The following is a 24,417-nucleotide window of genomic DNA, read 5'->3' on the forward strand; positions in this document are numbered from 1 at the left end:
GTCATGCTGCGGGCTCCGGGTAGACGGCGTTGGCGCGGTTCAGGTCTTCTTCCTGCGCCGGGTTCGCGACCTCGACGACGCCCTGAACGAAGATGCCGGGGGTGATGACTGCTTCCGGGTCGATCGCGCCCGGCTCGACCAGTTCGGAGACCTGAACGATGGCGGTTTTGGCGGCCATGCACATCAGCGGGCCGAAGTTCCGCGCCGCCATGCGATAGGTCAGGTTGCCCAGCTTGTCGCCCTTGTCGGCCTTGACCAACGCGTAATCGGCCTTGAGCCAGCGCTCTTGCACATAGGCGCGGCCGTCGAATTCCTCGACCGGTTTGCCCTTGGCGAGGTCGGTGCCATAGCTCGTCGGGGTATAGAAGGCGGGGATGCCCGCGCCGCCTGCACGAATACGCTCGGCCAGGGTGCCCTGCGGGACCAGCTCAAGCTCGATCTTGCCGGCGAGGTAAAGCTCGGTAAAGACGCGGGGGTCGGCCGAACGCGGGAAGGAGCAGATCAGCTTCGCGACCATGCCCTGTTCGATCAACGCGGCAAGGCCAACGTGACCGTTGCCGGCGTTGTTGTTCACCACCGTCAGGTTCTTCGGGTGGCCGGTCGCGACATGGCGGTCGATCAGCGCGTGGATCAGTTCGATCGGGGCGCCCGAGCCACCGAAGCCGCCGATCATTACCGTCATGCCATCTTCGATCCCCGCCACGGCGGCGGCAAGATCGGGAAGCGTCTTGTCCATGAATCCTCCTGTGCGGCGCAGGGCCACAAGATTTCCGCACCGGGTTACACAATCATCGCGGCTTCCGTCCATGCAGTTCGTGCGATATGCTGCATTTGTTCACATATCGCACAACGGGAGCCGGCATGAGCATCAGTGAGCGCGATACGATGGGGGGGCTCGCCAAGGGGCTGAGGGTGATCGAGACCTTCACCGCCGAGCGTCCGCGCCAGTCCATTGCCGAGGTCGCGGCCGCCTCGGGTCTGGACCGGGCGACGGCGCGGCGCTGCCTGCTGACGCTGGCCCATCAGGGCTATGCGGATTATGACGGAAAGTTCTTCACGCTGACGTTGCGCGTGCTTCGGCTGGGGACCGCCTGCCTTGCGACCATGCCCCTGCCGCAGATCGTCCAGCCCTATCTTGACCGCCTGTCGGAGGAGATAGGGGAAAGCTCGTCCGTTTCGGTGCTGGACGGGGCCGAGATCGTCTATGTCGCGCGCGCGGCGCAGCGCAAGGTCATGTCGATCGCGCTGATGCCGGGGTCACGACTGCCGGCATGGTGCACCTCGATGGGGCGGGTGATGCTTGCGGCGCTGCCCGAGGAGGAGTTGCAGCCGATCCTCGACCTTGCGCCCTTTCCGGCGCGGACCGTCCATGCCCTGACCTCGGCCGGGGATCTGCTGGAAGAGTTGGGGCGCGTCCGCCGCGATGGCCATGCGGTCATAGATCAGGAGGTCGAGATCGGCCTGCGCTCGATCGCGGTGCCGCTTCTGAACGCGCGGGGTAGGGTGGTCGCGGCAATCAATATCGGACTGCCGGTCGCCCATGCGACCATTGACGACCTGCGCAGCCGCTTCCTGCCACATCTGCTGCGCATACAGGCCGAGCTGCGGGCATCGGTTCACTAGGCGGGGGTGGCCAGCTTCAGGCCGTGGGCGGGGTATTCTGGCCGGATGGTTTGCCGGTGGTAATGCCCCGCGGGCCGGATTGACTCGGGGTGCGAATTTATTTACGAACGATCGTACTGAAAAAATCGGACGCCGAGATGGGACGCAAGCGGACAATCGACAGGGACGAGTTGATGCAGGCGGTCGAGGCCGTCGCCCGCCGCGATGGGATCGGCGGGTTGAGCATTGATGCCGTCGCGAAAGAGGCCGGCGTCAGCAAGTCCAGCGTAGTCTATGACTGCGAGAGCAAGGCCGGGCTTCTGGCCGCGTTCACCCGCCACCAGCTTTGCCAGCATCGCGCAAAATTCGACGCGGCCCATGCCCGCCAGCAGGGCAAGCCGAACGCATGGCTTCGCGCCGTGATCGAGGAATTTCGCACCGCGCCCACCGACGAGGACATTGCCATGGCGCTGCTGATCAGCGTCGGCATGGGCGCCAATGCAGAATGTCGCGACATCATGCGCGAACAGCTGCGCCGCGATGCCGACAATATCGCCGCCGAGGCTGACGAGCCAGACCGTATGCTGCGCACGCTGCTGACGCTGCACGGGATCGCTTTCCTCGAATTTTTCGACCTGCATCGATTTGACGATGTCACCCGCAACAAGATCCTCGATGACCTGATGGCCATCGTGGACACCGACAAGGGTGCGCCGAAACCCGAAGACTGACTTAATTCACTTCTCCTCCTCCCCTCCTCCTCCCCCCTTTTGATCCAAAGGTCAGACCATGCTTTTCGACAGATTGCCGGGCGGGCTTGCCTGCCTGTTGGCCGGATTCGCCATGATTGCGGGCCCCGCCGCTGCCCAACAACTGCCGCCCGCCATTGTCAGCGTCCAGACGCTGAAGCCCGAACCGCTGCCGGTGGTGAACGAGTTGCCGGGCCGCGTTGCCGCGACCCGCACGGCCGAAGTGCGTCCGCGCGTCGGCGGCATCGTCATCAGCCGCGTGTTCGAACAGGGCGCCCGGATCAAGGAAGGCGACATCCTCTACAAGATCGACCCGGCGACATTCGCCGTGCGCGTCGCCAGCGCCGAAGCGACCCTGGCGCGGGCCGAGGCGACGCGCCAGAACGCCGAGGACCAGATGCGCCGCGCCGAGGCGCTGCGCGAGCGCAAGGTCACGGCCGGTGTCGATCTGGAGAACGCGACGACCACGCTTGCGCAGGCCGAAGCCGACGTGGCCATCGCACGCGCCTCGTTGCAGGAAGCGCAACTGAACCTCAGCTATACCGACGTGACCGCGCCGATCGCCGGTGTCGTCGGCCGCGCGCTGGTGACGGAAGGGGCGCTGGTCAATTCGCAGACCGACATCATGGCGACGATCCAGCAGCTTGACCCGGTCTATGTCGACGTGACGCAGTCCTCTTCGGATCTGTTCGCCCTGCGCCGCGCGCGCGATGCGGGCGAGCTGGCGATGGCCAATTCCGACGAGGCGCGCGTCCGGCTGATCTTTGACGATGGCACCGAATATACCCATTCCGGCAAGCTGCTGTTCTCGGAGGCCAGCGTGGACAGCACCACGGGTCAGATCACCCTCAGGGCCGAGTTCCCGAACCCCGATGGCGACCTGCTGCCCGGCCTCTATGTCCGCGCCCAGATCGAGCAGGCCGTGCGCGAGAACGCCCTGACCATTCCCCAGATGGCGGTTCAACGCGATCAGGCGGGCCAGGCCTATGTCTATGTGATGAAGGATGCCGACACCGTCGAGCGTCGCAATGTCCGGCTGGGCCAGACCACCGAAGACCGCTGGCTGGTCGAGGAAGGCCTGAAGGCCGGTGACCGCGTCGTCGTCGCCGGGGCGCAGAAGCTTTACCCCGATGCCAAGGTCGTCCCCGAGCCGGTCGATGCCACCGCCGAAGCCGCGACGGGATCGCCCACGACGAATGAGGCAGCCAAGACCGAGGCGCCTGCCGAGGCTGCAAAGCAGGGTTAAGTCATCATGGCACATTTTTTCATCACCAGGCCGGTTCTGGCCTGGGTGATCTCGATTTTCATCGTGATTGCCGGTCTGCTCGCGCTGCCCTCGCTGCCCGTGGCGCAATATCCGCAGGTGGCATGGCCGCAGATCACCATTTCCACGTCGTATACCGGCGCCGCGCCGGGCGAGATCAACCAGTCCGTCGCCCAGCCGATCGAAGAAGAGCTGAACGGCGTCGAGGGCCTGACCTATTACGAATCCGTCTCGGACAGCTCGGGCGCGATGTCGATCACCGCGACATTCGAGCCGGGAACCGACATTGCCCGCGCACAGGTCGATGTGCAGAACGCCGTCGCGCGGGTCGAGCCGCTGTTGCCGCAAAGCGTCGTCGATCAGGGCGTGCTGATCGAGGAGGCCGGTTCGGGCTTTCTGATGATGGTCGCGCTGACCTCGGATGACGGGTCGCTCGATTACATCGCGCTGGGGGACTATATCAACCGCAACGTCGCCGGCGAGATCCGCCGGATCGAGGGCGTGGGCCGCGCGCAGGTCTTTGCGCCGGAACGCGCGCTCAGGATCTGGATCGACCCGGACAAGATGACCGGCCTCAACCTCTCCTCGGCCGAGGTGGTCGCGGCCATCCGCGCCCAGAACGCGCAGGTCGCGGCGGGCAAGGTCGGGGCCGACCCGAACCCCATCGCCCAGCAATTGACCGCGACCGTGCTGATGAAAGGCCAACTCGACGACCCCGAGGAGTTCGGGAAGATCGTCCTGCGGGCCAACCCGGACGGTTCGGCGGTGCTTCTGCGCGATGTCGCCCGGATCGATGTCGGGGCCGAGACCTACAGCTTCGCCTCGAACATCAACGGCAAGCCCGCGGCGGCCATCGGCATCCAGCTTTCGACGACCGGGAACGCGCTCAACACCTCGGAAGCGGTTCATCAGAAGATGGAGGAGCTGTCGAAGTTCTTCCCCGACGGCATCAGCTACGCCATTCCCTATGACACCACCCCCTTCGTCGAGGCCTCGATCGAAAAGGTGCTGCATACGCTGGTCGAGGCGATGGCGCTGGTCTTTGTCGTGATGTTCCTGTTCCTGCAGAACTTCCGCTACACGCTTATCCCGACCATCGTGGTTCCGATCGCGCTGATGGGGACGCTGGCGGTGATGCTGGTCGCGGGCTTCTCGATCAACGTGCTGACCATGTTCGCGATGGTGCTGGCCATCGGCATCCTTGTCGATGACGCCATCGTCGTGATCGAGAACGTCGAGAGGATCATGGCGACCGAGGGCCTGCCGCCCAAGGAAGCCACGCAGAAGGCGATGGGCCAGATCTCGGGCGCGATCGTCGGGATCACGCTGGTTCTGGCGGCGGTCTTTATTCCGATGGCCTTCTTCCCCGGCTCGTCAGGCATCATCTATCGCCAGTTCGCGCTGACGATGGTGGTGGCGATCCTGTTCTCGGCCTTCCTCGCACTCACGCTGACGCCCGCGCTTTGCGCGACCTTCCTGAAGCCGATCTCGGGCCATCATGAGCGGAAGGGCTTCTTCGGCTGGTTCAACCGCAATTTCGACCGCCTGACCAACCGCTATGCGGCCAGCGTCACCTTTGTCACGCGTCGGCGGCTGGTGATGATGGTCTTCTACCTCGTCCTTGTGGGTGTGACGGCGATGGGCTTCGTGCGCCTGCCGACCAGCTTCCTGCCGAACGAGGATCAGGGCTTCATCATCACGGACGTCCAGACCCCGCCCACCGCAAGCTCGAACCGCACGGACGAGGTGCTGGCGCAGGCCACCGCCATGTATCAGCGCAATGACGCGGTCGAGAACGTGGTCGCGATCCGAGGCTTCAGCTTCTCGGGGCAGGGGCCGAATGCGGGTCTGATCTTCGTGACCTTCAAGGATTGGGCCGAACGTGACCAGTCCGCGCAGGAAATCGCGAGCGCCGCGAATATGGAGCTGTTCACCTACAAGGACGCGCAGGCCTTTGCCCTGTCGCCGCCGCCCATTCCGGGCTTCGGCACCTCGGGCGGGTTCAGCTTCCGCCTGCAGGACCGTGGCGGCCAGGGTCAGGACGCGCTGAAGGCGGCGGCCCAGCAGATCATGGGCGAGGCGCAGAAGGGCGGCATCGTCACCGGCCTCAGGATCGAGGGGCTGCCGGATGCCGCGCAGGTCTTCGTCACCATCGACCGGGAAAAGGCCAATGCCTTCGGCGTGACCTTTGCCGATATCTCGGCCACGGTGTCGCAATATCTGGGCTCGGCCTATGTCAACGACTTCCCGAATGCGGGCAAGATGCAGCGCGTCGTTCTGCAGGCCGAGGACACCTCGCGCATGCAGGCCGAGGATATCCTGAAGCTGACTGTCACCAATGCGCAGGGCGGCATGGTCCCGTTCTCGTCCTTCGCCACGGTGAACTGGGAGCAGGGCGCGTCGCAGGTCGTGGGCTATAACGGCTATCCGTCGGTCCGCCTCTCGGGTCAGGCCGCTCCGGGCTACAGCTCGGGCGCCGCCATGGCCGAGATGGAGCGGCTGGCCGACGGTCTGCCGCAGGGCTTCGGCTATGAATGGACCGGCCAGTCGCTCGAGGAGATCCAGTCCGGTTCGCAATCGACGCTGCTTTTCGCGATGAGCGTGCTTTTCGTCTTCCTGCTGCTCTCGGGTCTCTATGAAAGCTGGTCGATCCCGCTTTCGGTGATGCTCGTGGTGCCGCTCGGGGTCTTGGGCTGCGTCGCGGCGGTGATCCTGCGCGACATGCCAAACGACATCTACTTCAAGGTGGGCCTCATCGCGATCATCGGGCTATCGGCGAAGAACGCGATCCTGATCGTGGAATTTGCCAAGGACTTGCGCGAAGAGGGGCGGACGCTCCTCGAAGCGGCGGTCGAGGCGGCGCGGCTGCGCTTCCGCCCGATCCTGATGACCTCGATGGCCTTCACGCTGGGCGTCGTGCCGCTGGCGATTGCGACCGGCCCCTCGGCCGCCAGCCAGAACGCGATCGGCACCGGCGTCATCGGCGGCATGATCGCCGCGACCGTGCTGGCGGTGTTCTTCGTCCCGGTTTTCTTCGTCTTCGTCCTCGACCTCTTCAGCCGCCTGACCGGGCGGGGTCGCGCCGAAAGACGTGCCGGTTCGGCGGGCTAGCTCCTGCCCGCCACCCGCGCGGGCGGCCGCGATGCGTCGCCGCCCGCGCCCTTTCCCTCCTGCCCACGGGCACAAGATCTCGAGTGATCCCGAATGACCCAAGCCTACAGACCGTCCCGCCGCCTGCTTCTGGGCGGGCTTGCATCGACCCTTGCGCTGGCCGCCTGTGCCCCCGGCGCCTATACCGCGCCCGAACCCGATCTGCCCGCCCGTTTTGCCGCCGACTCGCCCGCCCGCCGTGCAGGCTCCAACGTCTGGTGGTCGGCCTTCCGCGACAGCCAGCTTGACGGGCTGGTTGCTGCCGGGCTTGCCCGCAACCTCGACGTCCAGACCGCCGTGGCCGTGATCAACGAGGCGCAGGCCAATGCCCGTCTGGTCGGCGCGAATGACCTGCCGCAGGTCCAGCTTGAGGGGGCGGCGAACCGGGGCATCAGCGATGCCAATGTCTCGATCGCGGAATCCTCCTCGGCCACGCTGGGGGTCTCGTGGCTGATCGACATTTTCGGCGCGAACCGCGCCGCGCGGCGCGGTGCCGCGGCGCAGGTCGATGCCGCCTATCTCTCGGCCGAGGTCGCCCGCCTGACCGTCGCCAGCGCCGTCGCGCAGGCCTATGTCGACGCGCGCTATTATCAGGAGGCGGTGTCGCTGACCCGGCAAAGCCTCGAAAGCCGCAAGCGCACGCTGGCCCTCACGCGTGAGCAGGATTTCCTCGGCAGCGTCAGCCGGGTCGAGGTGCTGCAGGCCGAACAGCTGGTGACCCAGGCCGAAGCGGCGCTTCCGGCGCTGGAGATGGGCTTTGACCAGTCGGTGAACCGGCTCGCCACCCTGACCGCCGGGCGCAGCGCCGATCTGGGCGCGCGGTTGCGCAAGGGCGGCAGCCAGCCGCGCGCGCGCTACAGCGCCAGCGTGGGCGTCCCGGCCGATGTGGTCCGTGTCCGTCCCGATGTCCGCGTGGCCGAGCGCAACCTTGCCGCGGCGGTGGCCGGCGTGGGCGAGGCCGAGGCGGCCTTCTATCCCAAGCTTACGCTCTCCGGTTCGGTCACGCCGATCGACATTTCCGGTGGCGGCAGCGTCAAGACCTGGGGCTTTGGCCCGCAGATCTCGGTTCCGCTGTTCACCGGCGGCGCGAACAAGGCAAGGCTCTCGGCGGCCGAGGCGCGGGCCGAGCAATCGCGGCTGGCCTGGCAATCGGCGGTGCTGAACGCCGTCGAGGAGGTCGAGAACGCGCTCGCTGGCTATAACCGCGACGCACGCGCGGTCTCGGCCCAGTCGCGCCTGGTCGCGAATGCGCGCGAATCCGTCGATCTGGCCCGCACCTCCTATGAGTTGGGCGAGGCGGGCTTCTTCCCCGTCCTCGACGCCGAACGCACGCTGCTTTCGGCGCGGCAGGATCTTGCGAATGCCGTGCGCCAGCAGGCGCTGCATTTCGTCCAGCTCAGCGCGGCCTCGGCCGGGGGCGTGGGCGTTTCGGCGAAGTGACCTTCCGGGCGGGGCGTCCCCGCAGGACGCGCCGCCCCGACAAACAATGCAGAACGGCCCTTGCACCTGACCGCCGGGGCCGTTCTGAATGGCGCGCAAACAGACCTGAAGCCGAGCCTTGCGATGCGCCTCTCCTCCCCCGCCGATCCTGATGCCGGTCTGAGACGAACCCTGCGGGAGCTGTTTCCGGGCCTCGCCGTCTCGGTTCTGGTGGCGGCGACGGCGCAGTTCCTCTCCGAGCATTACGGCGCGCCGGCGATGCTGATGGCCCTGCTGCTGGGTCTGGCGCTGAACTTTCTGGCCGATGAGGGGACGCGGACCGCGCCCGGCATCGGCTTCACCGCCCGGACCGTGCTGCGGCTGGGGGTGGCGCTGCTTGGCGCGCGGATCTCGGTCGAGATGCTGGCCGGGCTGGGCGGGGCCGCGATCGGGCTGGTGGTGGCGGGGGTGGTGCTGACCATCCTTTTCGCGCTGGCCGTCACCCGCCTCATCGGTCGTGACTGGCGCTTTGCGCTGCTGACCGGCGGAGCGGTCGCGATTTGCGGTGCCTCGGCGGCGATGGCGATTGCGGCGGTGCTGCCGCGCCATGAGAAATCCGAGCGTGACCTAGTTTTTACCGTGCTCTCGATCACCGTGCTCTCGACCGTGGCGATGGTGATCTATCCGATGCTCGCGCAGGTCTTCGGCTTTGATGCACGGGACAGCGGCGTCTTCCTCGGCGGCACCATCCATGACGTGGCGCAGGTGGTGGGTGCGGGCTTCTCGATCGGGCCGGAGGCCGGCGAGACGGCAACGCTGGTCAAGCTGATCCGGGTCTCGATGCTGGCGCCGGTGGTCCTGTGCTTCTCGCTCGCGATCCGGGCGCGGGGCTTGGCCGATCAGGTCGAGGGCAAGGCCCCGCCCTTGCTGCCGGGCTTCGTGCTGGGTTTCCTCGCGCTCGGGGTGCTGAATTCGGTGGGCTTGATCCCGGCGGCGCTGGCCGAGCTTGCGGGCATCCTCTCCCGCTGGGCGCTCCTCATCGCCATCGCCGCCGTCGGCATCAAGACCTCCCTCGGCCGTATGCTCGAGGTCGGGCCCGCAGCCATTGCCCTCCTCCTCGCCGAGACGATCTTCCTCGGCGCATTTGTCGTCACAGGGATACATCTGATCGGCTGAAGGGCATCTGCCCCTCAGACGATCCCGCCTCCACCGCCGAGAACGCGCGGGCGCGTTTCGGCGACCCGCGCCCGATAGCCCGAGGCGCGATAGGCTGCGACTGGGTCGATCGCCGCCCCGGCCCGCGCCCGCGCCATGGCGAGGATCGGCTCGACATCGGTGCGGAAGGCGGCGCGCAGGGTTGCCGCCGCCATCAGCGCATCGTTCTCCTCGCGGTAGCCGTCCAGCGCCGCGCGGTCGACCAGCGAAGCCTGAACATAGGCCCTCTGGATCTCCCCGGCCGAGACGATCAGGCTTTCGATCGGGTCGGTGACGTTATGGCTCTGGTCGATCATATGGGCGAGGTTCAGGCCGGGCGTATCCTCCAGCTCGACCAGCTCGTTAAAGACGAGGAAGAGGCGGAAGGGCTCGATCGTGCCCGCGTCCAGATCGTCGTCGCCATATTTGCTGTCGTTGAAATGAAAGCCGCCGAGCTTGCCTGCCCGGATCAGGCGGGCGACGATCATCTCGATATTCACGTTCGGTGCGTGATGGCCGAGGTCGACGAGGCATTGCGCCTTCTCGCCGAGTTCCTGCGCGATCATCAGGCTGGTGCCCCAGTCCTGCACCACGGTCGAGTAGAAGGCGGGCTCATAGATCTTGTGTTCCGAGAATATCCGCCAGTCGTCCGGCAGGGCGGCATAGACCTGCTTCATAGCATCCAGATAGCGGTCGAACTGGCGGCTGAGCGAGGTCTGGCCGGGGAAGTTCGAGCCGTCGCCGATCCAGACCGTCAGCGCGCGTGAGCCGATGGCGCGGCCGATCTCGATGCATTCCAGATTATGCTCGACCGCCTGCTGGCGCGTCGCGGGGTCGGTATGGCTGAGCGAGCCGAACTTGTAGCTGTAGGGCTGGTCCGGCTGGTCCTGAAAGGTGTTCGAGTTCATGGCATCGAAGCCGAGCCCGACTTCCTCGGCCTTGGCAAGCAGGGCGGTGGGATCGGCCTTGTCCCACGGGATGTGCAGGCTGACGCGCGGGGTCGCATCGGTCAGCTGGTGGATGACCGCGCAATCGTCGAGCTTGTCCATGATGCCGCGCGGCTCGCCCGGACCCGGAAAGCGGGCGAAACGGGTGCCGCCGGTGCCCGTGCCCCAGCTTGGCACCGCGACGCCGAAGGCCGTGGCCCGGGCGGTCAGCGCCTCGATCTCCACGCCGCGACGGGCGAGGTGCGCGCCGAGCGCGTCGTAATCGGCCTGAAGAGCGGCCGCGCGGGTGGCATTTTCCGCCTCGATCAGGTGCTTGTCGATCATGGTCATCACCGGGGGAAGGATTGGACGTTGCCGGCATCCACGTTCAGGATGTTGCCGGTCGATTTGGCGGAAAGGTCGCTCGCGAAGAAATAGGCGGCCTCGGCGATATCCTCGGGCAGGACCGAGCGTTTCAGCATGGAACGCTGGCGATACATCTCCTCCAGCCCCTCCTTGTCGGTGCCATAGGTCGAGGCGCGCTGTTCCAGCCACTCGCCCTCCCAGATCTTCGAGCCGCGCAGGACCGCGTCGGGATTGACGACATTGACCCGGATCTGCGCCCCGGCGCCTTCCAGCGCGAGGCAGCGGGCAAGGTGGATCTCGGCCGCCTTGGCGGTGCAATAGGCTGCGGCGTTCGGGCTGGCGGCGAGGCCGTTCTTCGATGCGACGAAGATCACCGAGCCGCCGATATCCTGCGCGCGGAAGGCCTTGAACGCCTCGCGGCTGACGAGGAAATAGCCCGTCGAGAGAATATCCATGTTCTTGTTCCAGAGCGCCAGCGAGGTCTCCTCGATGGGCGCCGACGACGCGATGCCGGCATTCGAGACGAGGATGTCGAGGCCGCCATATTCGACCGCGAGTTCGGCATAGGCCGAGGCCACCTGATTTTCGTCGGTGACGTTCATGCGGACCTTGCGCACGACGTCCCCACCGTGGCGCGCGGCAAGCGCCTGCGCGGTCTGGTCGAGCGCGCCTGCGTCGATATCGGCCAGCATGACGCAGGCCCCTTCGCGCAGGTAACGCTCGGCCGTGGCCGAGCCAATGCCGCCCGCGCCGCCCGTCACCAGTGCGACGCGCCCGGCCAGCGACTTGGGTTTCGGCATACGCTGAAGCTTCGCTTCTTCAAGCAGCCAGTATTCGATATCGAAGGCCTCCTGCTCGGGCAGGCCCTGATAGGTCGAGACGCCCGACGCGTCGCGCATCACGTTGATCGCGTTGACGTAGAACTCGCCCGAGATCCGTGCCGTCGCCTTGTCCAGCGCGAAGGTGATCATGCCGACGCCGGGGACGAGGTAGACGACCGCGTTCGGATCGCGCAGGGCCGGGCTATCGGGCCGCTTGCAGCGGTCGTAATAGGCGGCGTAATCGTCGCGGTAATCGGCGATGGCCTTGGCAAGCCCGGCGATGGTCGTGTCGAGGTCGGGGTTCGCCGGGTCGAAATCGACGACAAGCGGGCGGATCTTGGTCCGCAGGAAATGGTCGGGGCAGGAGGTGCCGAGCGGGGCGAGGCTCTCCAACATCTGCGAGCCGAGAAATTCCAGCACCGCAGGCTGGTCGTCGAAATGCCCGACCTTATGGCGGTCCTTCGAGATCAGGCCGCGGATCACCGGCATCAGCCGCGCGGCGATGTCGCGGCGCTGCGCGGGCGGCAGGGTCGGGCGCTTTTCGCCGCCGAAGGCGGGCTTGCCCGCCATCCGCGTTTCAAGCCACGCGGCGGCCTTGTTGATGATCGCAAGCGTCGTCAGGTAGCAGTCCTTGGCGTCATCGGCCCAAGTGAAAAGGCCGTGGCTTTCGAGGATGCAGCCTTTGGCCTGCGGGTTCTCGGTCGCGAATTTCTCGAGCCAGAGGCCCAGTTCATAGCCGGGCTTTTTCCACGGCAGCCAGCCGATCTCGTCCCCGAAGATTTCCCGCGTCAGCTCACGCGAGTTGACCGAGGCGGCAATCGCGATGATCGCGTCGGAATGGACGTGATCGACGTGCTTTTTCGGCACATAGGCGTGCAGCGGCGTGTCGATCGAGGCGGCGCGGGGATTCAGGTTGAAGGTGCAATGGGGCAGGTAGCCGACCATCTCGTCCTCGAAGGCCGCGCCGCGATACTTGCCCTTCAGCGCGTTGAGCCTGTCCATGTAGAGGGTCGAGAAGCCGTCCATCTTCATCGAGCCGATATCGCCGCCCGAACCCTTGACCCAAAGCACCTCGACAAGCTGGCCGGTCAGGGGATCGGTTTCCATCACCTTGGCCGAGGTATTGCCGCCGCCGTAATTCGTCACGCGCTTGTCCGAGCCGAGCAGGTTCGAGCGATAGAGCAGCCTTTCCGATTCGCTCATGCCGGATGCGCGGGCGTCGTCCCACAGGTTTTCAAGCCGATTGGCCGCAACTGTCTCAGTCATGCAAAAAACCCCTCCCTGCCGCGACCGGGGCCGCGGGCTCTCCCCGCGAGTTAGACGCGGATTCGCGCAGGGGTCAATCAATTTCGATCATAAACGATCATTATGCAGATGCGGCAAACAGGTTTCGATCAATTATGATTGACAGTGAGCGGTAATGATGGAAACTCGTTCGGCAAGGGAAGGAACCAAGATGCTGGAAACCGAACGTCACCGGATCATCCTCTCTGCGGTGCAAGAGCGCCCGGTGGTGACGGTCGCCGATCTTTGCGCGCTGACCGGCGCATCCGAGGCGACGGTGCGGCGCGACATCGGCCAGCTTCACCTCGCCAAGAAGCTGCGCCGGGTCCGGGGCGGGGCCGAGGCGATCGCGCCCCCGCAATTCGTGGGCATCAATGCGCGGCCCTTCGCGGTCAACCAGACCATCCATATCGCCCAGAAGCGGGCCATCGCGCAGGCGGCGGTCGACCTTTGCGAGGATGGCGACGCGATCATCGTCAATGGCGGCACGACCACCTTCCAGATGGTCCATCCGCTGACGACGAAGCGCCTGCAGGTCTTTACCAACAGCTTTCCCATTGCCGAGCATCTGCTGAAGCATTCCAAGAACACCGTGCTGCTGCCGGCGGGGGCGATCTATCGCGAGCAGAACATCATCCTGTCGCCCTTCGACGCCGATGGCAGCAATCATTTCTATGCCCGGCGCATGTTCATGGGCTGCCGCGGCCTCGGTCCGTTGGGTCTGATGGAGGGCGACCCGCTGCTGATCCAGGCCGAGCAAAAGCTGATCGACCAGGCGGATGAGCTTGTGGTGCTGGCCGACAGCTCGAAATTCAACCAGCGCTCCAGCCTGCTTCTGTGCCCGCTGACCCGGATCCACACCGTCATCACCGACACCGGGATCGAGGATCGTGCGGCAAAGATGCTGGAGGCGGCCGAGGTCCGGCTGATCGTGGCGGAACCCGCCGCGACCGACCGAAGAAAACGCGCGCAGGAGGAGTGACGCGCTTAACAGCTCATAGGGGAGGAACGAATGAGCGCAATTGGAAAGGCACTGGCCACGGCCGCGATGGGTCTGGCCCTGATGACGACGGCAAGCCAGGCCGAGGAGATGCGCATCGCGCTGGTCGTGAAGGCGCTGGGGATCGGGTTCTTCGAGGCCGCGAACAAAGGCGCCGAGGAGGCCGCGAAGGAGCTGGGCGACGTCAAGATCATCTATACCGGCCCGACCGACACCACCGCCGAGGGCCAGATCGAGGTGATCAACAGCCTGATCGCGCAAAAGGTCGACGCGATCGCGGTTTCCGCCAATGACACCGACGCGCTGGTGCCGACGCTGAAGAAGGCGATGGATCGCGGCATCACGGTGATCTCGTGGGATTCGGGCGTCGCACCCGAAGGGCGGCTGATGCAGCTCAACCCCTCGTCCAGCCCGCTGATCGGCAACATGATCATCAAGCTTGCCGCCGACAACCTGCCGGATGGCGGCGAGGCGGCGGTGCTTTCAGCCACCACCACCTCGACCAACCAGAACACCTGGATCGAGGAGATGAAGAAGGTCGAGGGCAACTATCCGAAGGTCAAGGTCGTCGGCACCGTCTATGGCGACGATCTGGCCGACAAGTCCTATCGCGAGGCGCAGGGCTTGATGCAGACCTACCCGAACCTCAAGGCGATCATCGCGCCGACCTCGGTGGGCATCGTCGCCGCCGCGCAGGCCGTGACCGATGCGGGCAAGATCGGGCAGGTGAACGTGACCGGGCTTGGCCTGCCGTCCGAGATGGCGGGGCATGTGAAGTCGGGCGCGTCCAAGTCCTTCGCGATCTGGAACCCGATCGACCTTGGCTATTCCGCAACCATGGCCGCCTATCATCTGGCCAAGGGTGACGCGAAGGCCGAGCCGGGGGCGAAGATCCCGATCGGCCGCATGGGCGAGATCACGCTGGACGACAAGACCGAGGCCGCGATGGCCGATCCCTTCGTCTATGACGCGACGAATATCGACCAGTTCAGCTCGATCTTCTGATCGCCGGATCTACCGGCCCGGCGCCACCAGCCGGGCCGACCCATCCAAGGATCGCTTCCCATGCAGCCCAGATCAGGGGTCGTGGACGGCGCGGCGCCGCCCGTGCTGTCGCTTCGCGGCATCGTCAAATCCTTTCCCGGCGTGCGCGCCCTTGGCGGCGTGCAGCTTGACCTCTATCCCGGTCAGGTCACCGCACTGGTGGGCGAGAACGGGGCCGGAAAATCCACCATCGTCAAGATCCTGACCGGGATCTATCAGCCGGACGAGGGCCAGATCCTGATCGACGGGACCGAGGTGCATTTCCCGACCGCCGAGGCCGCCGGACGGGCCGGCGTGACCGCGATCCATCAGGAAACCGTGCTGTTTGACGAACTGACCGTGGCCGAGAACATCTTCATCGGCCATGCGCCCCGCACCCGCTGGGGCCTGATCGACCGCCGCGAGATGCGCGCCCGCGCCGCCGGCATCCTCGACAGCATCGGCGCCGACCTCGACCCCGGCGTGCGGCTGAGGGATCTCAGCATCGCCTCGCGCCATCTGGTCGCGATTGCGCGCGCGCTCTCGATCGACGCTCGTGTCGTCATCATGGACGAGCCGACCGCCGCGCTGAGCCACAAGGAAATCGCCGAGCTTTACGAGCTGGTCGAGAAGCTGAGGGCACAGGGCAGGGCGATCCTGTTCATCAGCCACAAGTTCGACGAGATCTTCCGCATCGCCGACCGTTGGACGGTGTTCCGCGACGGGCAATTCGTCGGGCAGGGTGCCATCACGGACGTGACCGAGGCCGAGCTGGTCCGCATGATGGTCGGCCGTGCGGTCGACCAGATCTATCCCAAGCGCCCCGCCCGGATCGGACCTCCCGCGCTGGTCGTTGCCGGATATTGCCACCCGACCGAGTTCGAGGACATCAACTTCACCCTCCATCAGGGCGAGATCCTGGGCTTCTACGGCCTTGTGGGCGCCGGGCGCAGCGAGCTGATGCAGGCGCTGTTCGGGATCACCCGCCCCTCGCGCGGGGCCTGCCGGATCGGCGACGATGTGCGCGTCATCCGCTCGACCGCGCAGGCGGTGGGGGCGGGGATCGTCTATGTCCCCGAGGATCGCGGCCGGCAGGGCGCGGTCAAGGGCCTGCCGATCTATCAGAACGTCACGCTGCCCTCGCTGGCCCGGACCAGTCGCGCGGGCTTCCTGCGGCTGGCCGAGGAGTTTTCCCTTGCGCGCGACTATACCCAGCGGCTCGACCTGCGGGCGGCGAGCCTCGATCAGGATGTGGCGCTGCTCTCGGGGGGGAACCAGCAGAAGGTGGTGATCGCTAAATGGCTGGCGACACGGCCACGGGTGATCATCCTCGACGAGCCGACAAAGGGCATCGACATCGGATCGAAGGCGGCCGTTCACGCCTTCATGTCCGAGCTTGCCGGGCAGGGCCTTGCCGTCATCATGGTCAGCAGCGAGATCCCCGAGGTGCTGGGCATGTCCGACCGCGTCATCGTCATGCGCGAGGGCCGCATCGCCGCCGAGTTCCGCGATGAGGCGATGACGCCCGAGAACCTTGTCCGGGCCGCCGTCGGCATCAACGGAGCCGCCGCATGAACCTGCTGAAATCCCGCGAGGCCATTCTTGCGCTGGCGATCCTGTTGCTGCTGGCCCTGATTGCGACCCGCTTTCCCGGCTTCGTCGCGCCCGCGAACCTTGCGCGGGTGCTGACCGACACCTCGCCCCTGATCCTGCTGGCGCTGGGGCAGATGGCGGTGATCCTGACCAAATGCATCGACCTGTCGATCGCCGCGAACCTAGCACTTTGCGGCATGATCGCGGCCTTGATGAACGGCGCGGGCGTGCCGCTGCCGCTGATCCTTCTGGCGGTCATCGCGCTTGGCGCGGTGCTGGGCGCGGTCAATGGCCTGCTGGTCTGGAAGCTGGGCATCCCCTCGATCGTGGTGACGCTGGGGACGATGACGATCTATCGCGGCTCCATTTTCCTGCTGACCGGCGGCGCATGGATCAACGCGCATCAGATGAGCGCGGGGTTCAAGGCCTTTCCCCGCATGATGATCGCGGGATTGCCGGTGATGACATGGATCGCGCTGGCCATCGTCGCGGCGGTTGCCGTCCTGATGACACGCACGGCCTTGGGTCGCGCCTTCTACGCGGTCGGCGGCAATCCCCATGCGGCGGTCTATGCAGGGATCTCGGTCGGGCGGACGCAATTTCTGGCCTTCGTCATTGCGGGGGCGCTGGCCGGGCTGACCGGCTACCTTTGGGTCGCGCGCTATGCGGTCGCCTATGTCGATATCGCCGGCGGGTTCGAACTGGACGTGGTCGCCGCCTGCGTGATCGGCGGCATTGCCATTGCCGGTGGCTCGGGTTCCGTCGCGGGCTGCGTGATGGGGGCGCTGTTTCTTGGCATCATCAAGAACGCGCTGCCGGTCGTCGGCATCTCGCCCTTCTGGCAGATGGCGATTTCGGGCGCGGCCATCCTGATCGCCATTGCCTTCAACGCCACCAGCCAGCGCGAGCGCGGCCGGATCATCCTGAAACAGGCGGAGCATCGGACATGACCAGCGCCACCGGACGCCGCATTCCCGACCGCCTGACGACGCCCACCGCGCGTGCGCTGAAAAGCTGGGAGGCCCTGCTACTGGTCGTCGCGGTGGCGATCTTTGTCCTGAACGCGCTGGCCTCGCCCTATTTCCTCGACCCGTGGAACCTCAGCGACGCCAGCTATAATTTCACCGAAAAGGCGATGATCGCATTCGCCATGGCAATGCTGATCATCGCGGGCGAGATCGACCTGTCAGTCGGCGCGATCATCGCGCTGGCCTCCACCGTGATGGGGGCGGCGGCCGCGGCGGGGGCGGGGACGCCCGTGCTGGTCGCGCTGGGGATGGCGACGGGGCTCGCCTGCGGCGCTTTCAACGGGATGCTGGTCGCGCGTTTCGGCCTGCCCTCGATCGTCGTCACCATCGGCACGATGAGCCTTTTCCGCGGGATCAGCTATATCGTGCTGGGGGATGGGGCCTATACCGCCTATCCGGCCAGCTTCGCCTGGTTCGGGCAGGACTATGTCTGGTGGGTCATCACTGTCGAGCTGGTGATCTTCGCCCTTGCCGCGCTGGCTTTTGGCATCCTGCTGCACCGCACCAATTTCGGCCGCATGGTCTATGCGATCGGCAACAACGCCACCGCCGCGCGCTTTTCCGGCATCCGGGTCGAGAAGATCCGCTTCATCCTGTTCCTGCTGACCGGGTTGATGAGCGGGATCGCGTCGATCTGCCTGACCTCGCGCCTTGGTTCGACCCGGCCCTCGATCGCCTCGGGGTTCGAGCTTGAGGTGGTCACGATCGTTGTCCTTGGCGGGGTCAGCATCCTTGGCGGCTCTGGCTCGATCCTGGGCGTGGCGCTGGCGGCGCTGGTGATGGGGCTGGTGACATTCGGCCTTGGCCTGCTGAACGTGCCGGGGATCGTCATGTCGATCATTGTGGGCCTGCTGCTGATCGCGGTGATCGCGCTGCCGCGGCTCTGGACCATGCTTTCGAGGCGATGATGCAGAAATACGCGTTCCGAATGATGCTGATGCCGGGGATGGCGGCCGAATACCGTCGCCGCCATGACGCGATCTGGCCCGAACTGATCCTGCTGCTGAAAGAGGCGGGGATCAAGGATTACTCGATCCACCTCGACCCCGAGACGAATGCCCTGTTCGGGGTTCTCTGGCGGCGCGACGATCACGGGATGGAGGACTTGCCCGCCCATCCGGTGATGCGCCGTTGGTGGGCGCATATGGCCGACCTGATGGCGACGCATCCCGACAATGAGCCGGTCGCCGTGCCGCTGGTCCCGATGTTCCACCTGCCATGACCCGCATCGCCGTTCTCGACATCGGCAAGACCAATGCCAAGCTCGCGCTGGTCGAGGGCGAGACGCTGACCGAGATCGCCGTCGTCACCCGCCCGAACCGGCCCTTGCCGGGTCCGCCATGGCCGCATGTCGATCTGGAGGGGCATTGGCAATTCTTCCTCCATCACCTCGCCGGATTTCACGCGACCCACGGGATCGACGCGATTTCCGTCACCACCCACGGCGCGGCGGCCGTGCTGCTGGACGGGCGGGGAGTGGTGGCGGTGCCGATGCTGGATTACGAGCATCCCGGCCCCGACGATCTGGCGGCGGAATATGACGCGCTGCGCCCCGGTTTCGATCAGACGGGTTCCGCGCGGTTGCCGCGAGGCCTGAACCTTGGCGCGCAGTTGCATTGGCTGCTGCGAACCTGTCCCGATCTGGCGTCGCGCGTCGCCCATGTCGTGACCTATCCGCAATATTGGAGCTGGCGCCTGACCGGAGAGCTGGCGACGGACGTGACTTCGCTTGGCTGTCACACCGACCTCTGGGATCCGTGGCGGGGGCGGTTTTCGGATCTGGTCGACGGGCTGGGGCTGACGGGCAAGCTCGCACCGGCGCGGAACTCGAACGAAGTGCTGGGCCATCTGCGCCCGGAACTGGCGGCGGCGACCGGGCTGCGTCCCGGCACGCCGGTCGCGGTCGGCATCCATGACAGCAACGCTTCGCTTTATCCCTATGTTCTGGGGCGGCAGGGGGCGTTCGCGGTCGTCTCGACCGGGACATGGGTGGTTGCGATGGCGGTCGGCGGCGACAGGGTGCCGCTGGACCCGGCCCGCGATGTGCTGGTCAATGTGAATGCGCTTGGCGAATGCGTGCCCTCGGCCCGTTTCATGGGCGGCCGGGAATACGAGGTCATCCGCGCCGGGTCCGAGGCCATCCCGACCGAGGCGGACCGCATGGCCCTGCTGGAGGCGGAGGCGATGATCCTGCCCGCCGTCGATCCCGCATCCGGTCCCTTTCAGCGCCGCCGAATGCGCTGGACGGCCGAGCCTGCGGGCGCCGGTCAGCGCATGGCGGCGCTGAGCTGGTATCTCGCGCTGATGACCGAGACCTGCCTTGGCCTGATCGGCGCGGGTGGCCCGGTTTTTGTCGAGGGCCCCTTTGCCCGGAACCCGGACTATTCAGCCATGCTGGCCAGCCTCCGGCCAGAGGGGGTACGGGTGGCGCGCTCGGCCACCGGAACCTCGGCCGGGGCGGCGCTGCTGTGCCTGACCAGCGTCCAGAGGCCCGAGACGGACCCGGTCGCCCCCGATCCGCGACTGCGGGCCTATGCGGCCCGCTGGCAGGCGGAACTGCGCTGACGCATCCCCTTTTTCGGAAAAGCTGCCGCAGCGCGGACTGTGGCATCGACGCCATAATTCACCCTCGCGCCGTGCCCGATGACTTGATCCGATTGTTTTAGTCGGATATGCGCACTCATCCCTGCGAGACAGAACAGGGGCGGCGGGCGGGGACGATCTTTCGAACCCGGAAGGTTTCCGTCAGGGCATCGGTATCGGGATTAAGATCATGGATTCGCGTCTTCTACTTTCCACGCTGCTCGGCAGTGCGGTGCTTGCAGGCAGCGCCGCCGCGCAGGAGCCGGTCCGGCTTGACGAGGTCGTGCTGGAAGCCGAAAGCGACGAGACCCTGCTGCAGGACGGCTATATCGCGCAATCGGGCCGTCAGGCGATGCGGGTCGATACCCCGATCCAACGGTTGCCGCAGGCGATCAGCGTGATCACGCAGGACCAGCTTCAGGATCAGGCCCCGCGCACCATGCTGGAGGCGCTGAACTATACCGCTTCGGCCACGCCGGGGAATTTCGGCTTCGACAGCCGCTATGACTCGTTCTATCTGCGCGGCTTCCCGGCCTATCAGAGCGGCGTGTTCCGCGACGGGCTACGCAGCTTCAACGGGCTTTCCGCGTGGTATCGCAACGATCCCTATACGCTGGAGGGGATCGCGGTGCTGAAGGGCCCTGCCTCCTCGATGTTCGGGGTCAGTACGCCGGGCGGGGTCGTCAATCTGGTCAGCAAGCGCCCCAAGGACACCCCCTATAACGAGACGCGGCTGAGCTATGGCAGCCATTCGCGGGTCGAGGCGGCGGTGGATTTCACCGGCCCGCTCGATGCCGAGGGCGACACGCTTTACCGCTTCATCGCGCTGGCCCGTGACGCCGACACCTTCATCGACGGCTATGCCGATGACCGTATCCTGATCGCGCCCTCGGTCAGCTTCAGGCTGGCGGATGACCAGAGGCTGCTCCTAAGCGCCGAATATGCCAAGGACCGGACCGGGGCGGTGGCCTATTTCCATTTCGGCGATGACCTCGATGTCACTGACGCGCCGGCGGGTGATCCGAACTACAACCGCTTCGATCAGGAGCAATTTCGCCTCGGCTACGAATATAGCTGGGACATTTCCGACGATACCCAGCTTCGCCAAAGCTATCGGTGGAGCAAGGTGCGCGCCGATATGCGCTATGCCACGCGCTACGGCACCTATCCCGACCTCGTCCCCGGCTATTGGGAACGCTATCACGAGACCGCCACCTCGCATGTGCTGGACCTGATGGTCGAGCATCGCTTCCAGACCGGCGATTTCCAGCACAATTTCGCCATCGGCGCGGATTACACGCGGGGCGAATATGACGCCGATTATGGCGGGACCGGGCTGGGTCAGGCCGCGAACGAGGCGCTGGACGCGCCGTTCTATGCGTGGCGGAAGCAGTCCCAAACCGGCATCTATGTCGCCGACCAGATCGAGCGTGATGCGCTGACCATCTCGGCCTCGGCGCGCTATGACTGGGTCGATACGGATTATTCCGACTACAACTTCACGACCGGCGCGGTCGACCGCGGCAGCCAGAGCGACGAGGCCTTCACCGCGCGCCTCGGCGTCTCCTATGAATTCGCGAACGGCATCACTCCTTACGTGAACGTGGCAAGTTCCTTCGCGCCGAACGTGGCGCAGGTCTTTGACGACGTGACCGACCCCTCGGGCAGCCCGGCCGATCCGACCGAGGCGTTGCAGAAGGAAATCGGCGTCAAATACGAACTGCCCGACCAGCGCACTGTGATCACGGCGGCCTATTTCGACATTCGCCAGGACAATGGCATGGTGCTGGTTGTCGGCGCGGATGGCCGCAACCGGGGCCTGCAATATGACCTGACCTCGCGCGGGGTCGAGCTTGAGGCGGTCAGCAACCTCGAGAACGGGATCAGCCTGATCGCCTCCTATGCGCATATGAAGGTCAAGATCAACGAGGGCGCGCCCGGAACCGAGGGCAATGAGCTGTCCGGCGTGCCCGATGATACGCTGTCGCTTTTCGTGAAATACCAGCCGCAATCGGGCGCGCTCGAGAACCTCTCGGTCATGGGCGGGATGCGCTATATCGGCACCAGCTATGGCAATGATGCGAATACGATCGAGAATGCCAGCCGGACCTATTTCGATCTTGGCCTCGCCTATGATTTCGCGGCCTTCGGCTATGCCGGGACCGAGATGCAGCTGAATGTCAGGAACCTGTTCGACCGCGAGGGCCAGACCTGCACCGGCGACTGGTGCTATCGGGATGAGCCGCGCATGATCGACCTGACCCTGTCGCGCCGGTTCTGAGGATGACGGCGCGCAGGCTGCCAGCGGCGATGCCCGTCGCCCTGGCATCGCTGGGCGGGCTCTATGTCACCCAGAGCGTGCTGGGCGGCTTCATCTGGTCCGCCCTGCCCGCCGTCCTGCGCGAGCGGGGCATGGCGCTGGAGCAGCTTGGCTTCCTGTCGTTGCTGGTTCTGCCATGGGCGCTGAAATTCCTCTGGAGTCCCTGGGTCGAGGCCTGGCGGCGCCCGCCACATGCGGCCGCGCGCACCAAGTCGGTGATCCGCCTTGGCGGCGGGCTCATCCTGATCGCGACGCTGGCGCTTGCCATCTTTGCGCAGATGCCGCTGCCCTGGCTCATCGCGACGCTTTTCGTCATCGCGACCGCCACGGCGACGGTCGATATCGCCTGTGACGGCCACGCGGTCGAGGCATTCCCGTCCTCGGCCTATGGCTGGGCGAACATGATGCAGGTCGGCGGCGCCTATGTCGGCGCGGCGCTTGGCGGCGGGCTGGTCCTCGTCGCGATGGACCGGCTGGGATGGAGCGCGGGGCTTGGCGTGCTGGTCCTGACCTGCCTTGCCTGTACCCTGCCATTCCTGCTGCTGCGCCAGCCCGCGCCGAAGGCCCCGCCCGCGCCCCGCGGTCCCAGCCTGCGCGCCGCGCTGGCCCGACCGCGCTTGCGCCACGGTATCCTGATCACCGCGCTTTTCGTCGCGGCGATGAAATCCTGCCTCGGCTTCTTCGGCCCCTTCCTCGTTGATCAGGGCTTTACCCTGACCGAGGTGGGGCTGTTCGGCGCGTCGGGCAGCCTTGTCGTCGGGTTGATCGGCGCGGTTGGCGGCGGCTATGTCGTCGCCCGGCTGGGAACGCTGCCGGTCCTGATGATCGCGCTGGCCGGGCAGGCCTTGGTGATGGCCTATTGCCTTGGCGTGGCGGCCGGGGGGAACCTGCCCCTGCAACCGCTGGCGGTGCTGACGCAGATCGTCTCCTCGGCCTGGCTCGCCTTCGGTTTCGTCGCCCTCTATGCCCGCTTCATGCAATGGTCGGATCCGGGGCAGGCGGGGGTCGATTTCACGATCTTCCAATGCACGGATGCCGCGATCGGCATGGTGCTGGGCTTTCTCGGCGGGCAGATCGCCGGGCATTTCGGCTATCCCGCGCTTTTCGGCGCGGCGCTGGCCTGCTCGGCGCTTTGCGCGGTGGGGATCATGCTCAGCTGGGGACGCTCGGCGGAACGGCCCGCCTAGGCATTCGCTTCAAGCAGCATTTCGGAAATCGCGCTGAGCGAGCTGGCCATATGGGCGCGCATCAGCGCCGCCGCCCGGTCTCCGTCCCGCGCCAATACGGCGTCGAGGATGGCGCGATGCTCGGCCCGGGACTGGTCGATCCGGCTTGACTGCGCGCGGAAGCTGGCATCCCGCCAAGGCAGGCTACGGCGGTTCAGGTCGTCGAGCAGCCCGGCGATGACCGGGTTCTGCGCCCCTTCGCGAAGGGCATCGTGAAAGCGGGCGTTCACGGTCGCATAATCGTCCGCATCACCGGCCAGAATGCGGGTCAGGCCGTCACGCTCGATCTCGGTCATGCGATGGGCGGCAAGCCGGGCGCAGATCGCCTCGATCTCGCCCAGGCTCTCGAACAGCGCGCGCAGGTCGGCGACGCCCATGCGCCGGACGGCGAAGGCGCGGCGGGGACCACGCTCGACCAATCCCTCGCTGGCCAGCCGGTGCAATGCCTCGCGCACGGGGGTCCGTGACATGCCGAATTCGGCGGCAATCGTGGACTCGGCCAGCGTATCGCCGGGCCGCATGATGCCGCGCACGATCCGTTCGGACAGCGCGGCATGGACCTGATCGGCGGATCTTTTGCTTTGAGCCATCGCGATTCATTTATGTGTACTGGACAAAACGACATGTATACATAAAAAGGAACCCAGACCAGACACAAACCGTATGGACCAGGCATGAGTTTCGACTTTCTTTCGGGCCGCCGCCCCTCGACCTTTGCCGGCAAGGCGATGATCGCGACCTCGCATCCGCTGTCGACCGCTGCGGGGCTGGATGTGCTGGAGCAGGGCGGCAATGCCGTCGACGCAGCGATTGCCGCGGTCGCGGTGCAATGCGTCGTCGATCCACTGATGACCGGGCTTGGCGGGGAC

The 24,417-nt window shown here is 66.0% G+C and carries 20 protein-coding genes; 16 read left to right on the forward strand and 4 right to left on the reverse strand.

The genetic code is table 11. From position 1 onward, the window contains the following. Position 1: 1 nt before the first annotated feature. On the reverse strand, positions 2-736 hold the full coding sequence (locus VNQ78_RS04485; protein ID WP_325687023.1) for a 3-oxoacid CoA-transferase subunit A: 735 nt from the start codon (positions 734-736) through the stop codon (positions 2-4). Positions 737-861: 125 nt separating this feature from the next. Between VNQ78_RS04485 and VNQ78_RS04490 the strand changes: the two genes are divergently transcribed. The 6 genes from VNQ78_RS04490 to VNQ78_RS04515 all read left to right on the forward strand — a co-directional run bounded on the left by VNQ78_RS04490 (position 862) and on the right by VNQ78_RS04515 (position 9,360). After that, positions 862-1,623 (forward strand): IclR family transcriptional regulator, encoded by a 762-nt coding sequence (locus tag VNQ78_RS04490; RefSeq protein ID WP_325687025.1) that lies wholly within the window; start codon positions 862-864, stop codon positions 1,621-1,623. 137 nt (positions 1,624-1,760) lie between these two features. Further along, complete coding sequence (locus tag VNQ78_RS04495; protein WP_325687027.1) at positions 1,761-2,333, forward strand: TetR/AcrR family transcriptional regulator; 573 nt, start codon at positions 1,761-1,763, stop codon at positions 2,331-2,333. Between the two features lie 58 nt (positions 2,334-2,391). Continuing rightward, entirely contained in the window at positions 2,392-3,597 is a 1,206-nt protein-coding gene (locus VNQ78_RS04500) for an efflux RND transporter periplasmic adaptor subunit (RefSeq protein ID WP_325687029.1), read from the forward strand. A gap of 6 nt (positions 3,598-3,603) precedes the next feature. Continuing rightward, the gene (locus tag VNQ78_RS04505; RefSeq protein WP_325687031.1) at positions 3,604-6,726 is read left to right on the forward strand and encodes an efflux RND transporter permease subunit; all 3,123 of its coding nucleotides are present in this window, start codon (positions 3,604-3,606) and stop codon (positions 6,724-6,726) included. A gap of 93 nt (positions 6,727-6,819) precedes the next feature. Next, positions 6,820-8,205 (forward strand): efflux transporter outer membrane subunit, encoded by a 1,386-nt coding sequence (locus tag VNQ78_RS04510; RefSeq protein WP_325687033.1) that lies wholly within the window; start codon positions 6,820-6,822, stop codon positions 8,203-8,205. Between the two features lie 123 nt (positions 8,206-8,328). Next, complete coding sequence (locus VNQ78_RS04515) at positions 8,329-9,360, forward strand: YeiH family protein (protein WP_325687059.1); 1,032 nt, start codon at positions 8,329-8,331, stop codon at positions 9,358-9,360. Between the two features lie 14 nt (positions 9,361-9,374). Here the strand turns inward: VNQ78_RS04515 and rhaI are convergent, their stop codons facing one another. Together rhaI and VNQ78_RS04525 are read right to left on the reverse strand one after the other, a co-directional pair. After that, positions 9,375-10,649 carry an L-rhamnose catabolism isomerase gene (gene rhaI, locus VNQ78_RS04520; protein WP_325687035.1) on the reverse strand — a complete coding sequence of 425 codons (1,275 nt, stop codon included), beginning with the start codon at positions 10,647-10,649 and terminating at the stop codon, positions 9,375-9,377. A gap of 5 nt (positions 10,650-10,654) precedes the next feature. Continuing rightward, a complete protein-coding gene (locus VNQ78_RS04525) occupies positions 10,655-12,757 on the reverse strand; it encodes a bifunctional rhamnulose-1-phosphate aldolase/short-chain dehydrogenase (RefSeq protein ID WP_325687037.1) in 2,103 nt (700 codons plus the stop codon). Between the two features lie 190 nt (positions 12,758-12,947). On the opposite strand from VNQ78_RS04525, the gene VNQ78_RS04530 reads away from it, so the two are divergent. The 9 genes from VNQ78_RS04530 to VNQ78_RS04570 all read left to right on the forward strand — a co-directional run bounded on the left by VNQ78_RS04530 (position 12,948) and on the right by VNQ78_RS04570 (position 23,509). Next, positions 12,948-13,757, forward strand: a complete 810-nt coding sequence (locus tag VNQ78_RS04530) for a DeoR/GlpR family DNA-binding transcription regulator (protein ID WP_325687039.1) — start codon at positions 12,948-12,950, stop codon at positions 13,755-13,757. Positions 13,758-13,787: 30 nt separating this feature from the next. Continuing rightward, on the forward strand, positions 13,788-14,780 hold the full coding sequence (gene rhaS / locus VNQ78_RS04535) for a rhamnose ABC transporter substrate-binding protein (protein ID WP_414694042.1): 993 nt from the start codon (positions 13,788-13,790) through the stop codon (positions 14,778-14,780). A 60-nt stretch (positions 14,781-14,840) separates the two neighbouring features. After that, positions 14,841-16,373 carry a sugar ABC transporter ATP-binding protein gene (locus VNQ78_RS04540; protein ID WP_325687041.1) on the forward strand — a complete coding sequence of 511 codons (1,533 nt, stop codon included), beginning with the start codon at positions 14,841-14,843 and terminating at the stop codon, positions 16,371-16,373. Beyond that, complete coding sequence (locus tag VNQ78_RS04545) at positions 16,370-17,341, forward strand: ABC transporter permease (protein ID WP_325687043.1); 972 nt, start codon at positions 16,370-16,372, stop codon at positions 17,339-17,341. Before VNQ78_RS04540 ends, VNQ78_RS04545 begins: the two co-directional genes overlap by 4 nt. Beyond that, the gene (locus VNQ78_RS04550) at positions 17,338-18,327 is read left to right on the forward strand and encodes an ABC transporter permease (protein WP_325687045.1); all 990 of its coding nucleotides are present in this window, start codon (positions 17,338-17,340) and stop codon (positions 18,325-18,327) included. Before VNQ78_RS04545 ends, VNQ78_RS04550 begins: the two co-directional genes overlap by 4 nt. Then, entirely contained in the window at positions 18,327-18,641 is a 315-nt protein-coding gene (locus VNQ78_RS04555) for an L-rhamnose mutarotase (protein WP_325687047.1), read from the forward strand. The genes VNQ78_RS04550 and VNQ78_RS04555 overlap by 1 nt, the downstream gene beginning before the upstream one ends. Continuing rightward, positions 18,638-19,984 carry an FGGY-family carbohydrate kinase gene (locus VNQ78_RS04560; protein WP_325687049.1) on the forward strand — a complete coding sequence of 449 codons (1,347 nt, stop codon included), beginning with the start codon at positions 18,638-18,640 and terminating at the stop codon, positions 19,982-19,984. Before VNQ78_RS04555 ends, VNQ78_RS04560 begins: the two co-directional genes overlap by 4 nt. A gap of 208 nt (positions 19,985-20,192) precedes the next feature. Next, positions 20,193-22,283 carry a TonB-dependent siderophore receptor gene (locus tag VNQ78_RS04565; RefSeq protein ID WP_325687051.1) on the forward strand — a complete coding sequence of 697 codons (2,091 nt, stop codon included), beginning with the start codon at positions 20,193-20,195 and terminating at the stop codon, positions 22,281-22,283. A 2-nt stretch (positions 22,284-22,285) separates the two neighbouring features. Then, positions 22,286-23,509: an MFS transporter gene (locus VNQ78_RS04570; RefSeq protein WP_325687053.1), complete on the forward strand. Its 1,224-nt coding sequence runs from the start codon at positions 22,286-22,288 to the stop codon at positions 23,507-23,509. On the opposite strand, the gene VNQ78_RS04575 is transcribed toward VNQ78_RS04570, so the two are convergent. Then, entirely contained in the window at positions 23,506-24,138 is a 633-nt protein-coding gene (locus tag VNQ78_RS04575; RefSeq protein WP_325687055.1) for a GntR family transcriptional regulator, read from the reverse strand. The genes VNQ78_RS04570 and VNQ78_RS04575 overlap by 4 nt on opposite strands. Before the next feature lie 84 nt (positions 24,139-24,222). Between VNQ78_RS04575 and VNQ78_RS04580 the strand changes: the two genes are divergently transcribed. After that, positions 24,223-24,417 (forward strand): gamma-glutamyltransferase (locus tag VNQ78_RS04580; protein ID WP_325687057.1); only part of this gene is annotated, 195 nt, incomplete at its 3' end.

It is taken from the genome of Paracoccus sp. (in: a-proteobacteria), assembly GCF_035556475.1.
Taxonomy (GTDB): domain Bacteria; phylum Pseudomonadota; class Alphaproteobacteria; order Rhodobacterales; family Rhodobacteraceae; genus Paracoccus.

Coding starts and splice junctions, on each gene's coding strand:
- VNQ78_RS04510 (WP_325687033.1), top strand. CDS start 6,820: ATGACCCAAGCCTACAGACCGTCCCGCCGCCTGCTTCTGGGCGGGCTT.
- VNQ78_RS04575 (WP_325687055.1), bottom strand. CDS start 24,138: ATGGCTCAAAGCAAAAGATCCGCCGATCAGGTCCATGCCGCGCTGTCC.
- VNQ78_RS04525 (WP_325687037.1), bottom strand. CDS start 12,757: ATGACTGAGACAGTTGCGGCCAATCGGCTTGAAAACCTGTGGGACGAC.
- VNQ78_RS04515 (WP_325687059.1), top strand. CDS start 8,329: ATGCGCCTCTCCTCCCCCGCCGATCCTGATGCCGGTCTGAGACGAACC.
- VNQ78_RS04500 (WP_325687029.1), top strand. CDS start 2,392: ATGCTTTTCGACAGATTGCCGGGCGGGCTTGCCTGCCTGTTGGCCGGA.
- VNQ78_RS04560 (WP_325687049.1), top strand. CDS start 18,638: ATGACCCGCATCGCCGTTCTCGACATCGGCAAGACCAATGCCAAGCTC.
- VNQ78_RS04555 (WP_325687047.1), top strand. CDS start 18,327: ATGCAGAAATACGCGTTCCGAATGATGCTGATGCCGGGGATGGCGGCC.
- VNQ78_RS04545 (WP_325687043.1), top strand. CDS start 16,370: ATGAACCTGCTGAAATCCCGCGAGGCCATTCTTGCGCTGGCGATCCTG.
- VNQ78_RS04495 (WP_325687027.1), top strand. CDS start 1,761: ATGGGACGCAAGCGGACAATCGACAGGGACGAGTTGATGCAGGCGGTC.
- VNQ78_RS04530 (WP_325687039.1), top strand. CDS start 12,948: ATGCTGGAAACCGAACGTCACCGGATCATCCTCTCTGCGGTGCAAGAG.
- rhaS (WP_414694042.1), top strand. CDS start 13,788: ATGAGCGCAATTGGAAAGGCACTGGCCACGGCCGCGATGGGTCTGGCC.
- VNQ78_RS04540 (WP_325687041.1), top strand. CDS start 14,841: ATGCAGCCCAGATCAGGGGTCGTGGACGGCGCGGCGCCGCCCGTGCTG.
- rhaI (WP_325687035.1), bottom strand. CDS start 10,649: ATGATCGACAAGCACCTGATCGAGGCGGAAAATGCCACCCGCGCGGCC.
- VNQ78_RS04570 (WP_325687053.1), top strand. CDS start 22,286: ATGACGGCGCGCAGGCTGCCAGCGGCGATGCCCGTCGCCCTGGCATCG.
- VNQ78_RS04485 (WP_325687023.1), bottom strand. CDS start 736: ATGGACAAGACGCTTCCCGATCTTGCCGCCGCCGTGGCGGGGATCGAA.
- VNQ78_RS04505 (WP_325687031.1), top strand. CDS start 3,604: ATGGCACATTTTTTCATCACCAGGCCGGTTCTGGCCTGGGTGATCTCG.
- VNQ78_RS04490 (WP_325687025.1), top strand. CDS start 862: ATGAGCATCAGTGAGCGCGATACGATGGGGGGGCTCGCCAAGGGGCTG.
- VNQ78_RS04565 (WP_325687051.1), top strand. CDS start 20,193: ATGGATTCGCGTCTTCTACTTTCCACGCTGCTCGGCAGTGCGGTGCTT.
- VNQ78_RS04550 (WP_325687045.1), top strand. CDS start 17,338: ATGACCAGCGCCACCGGACGCCGCATTCCCGACCGCCTGACGACGCCC.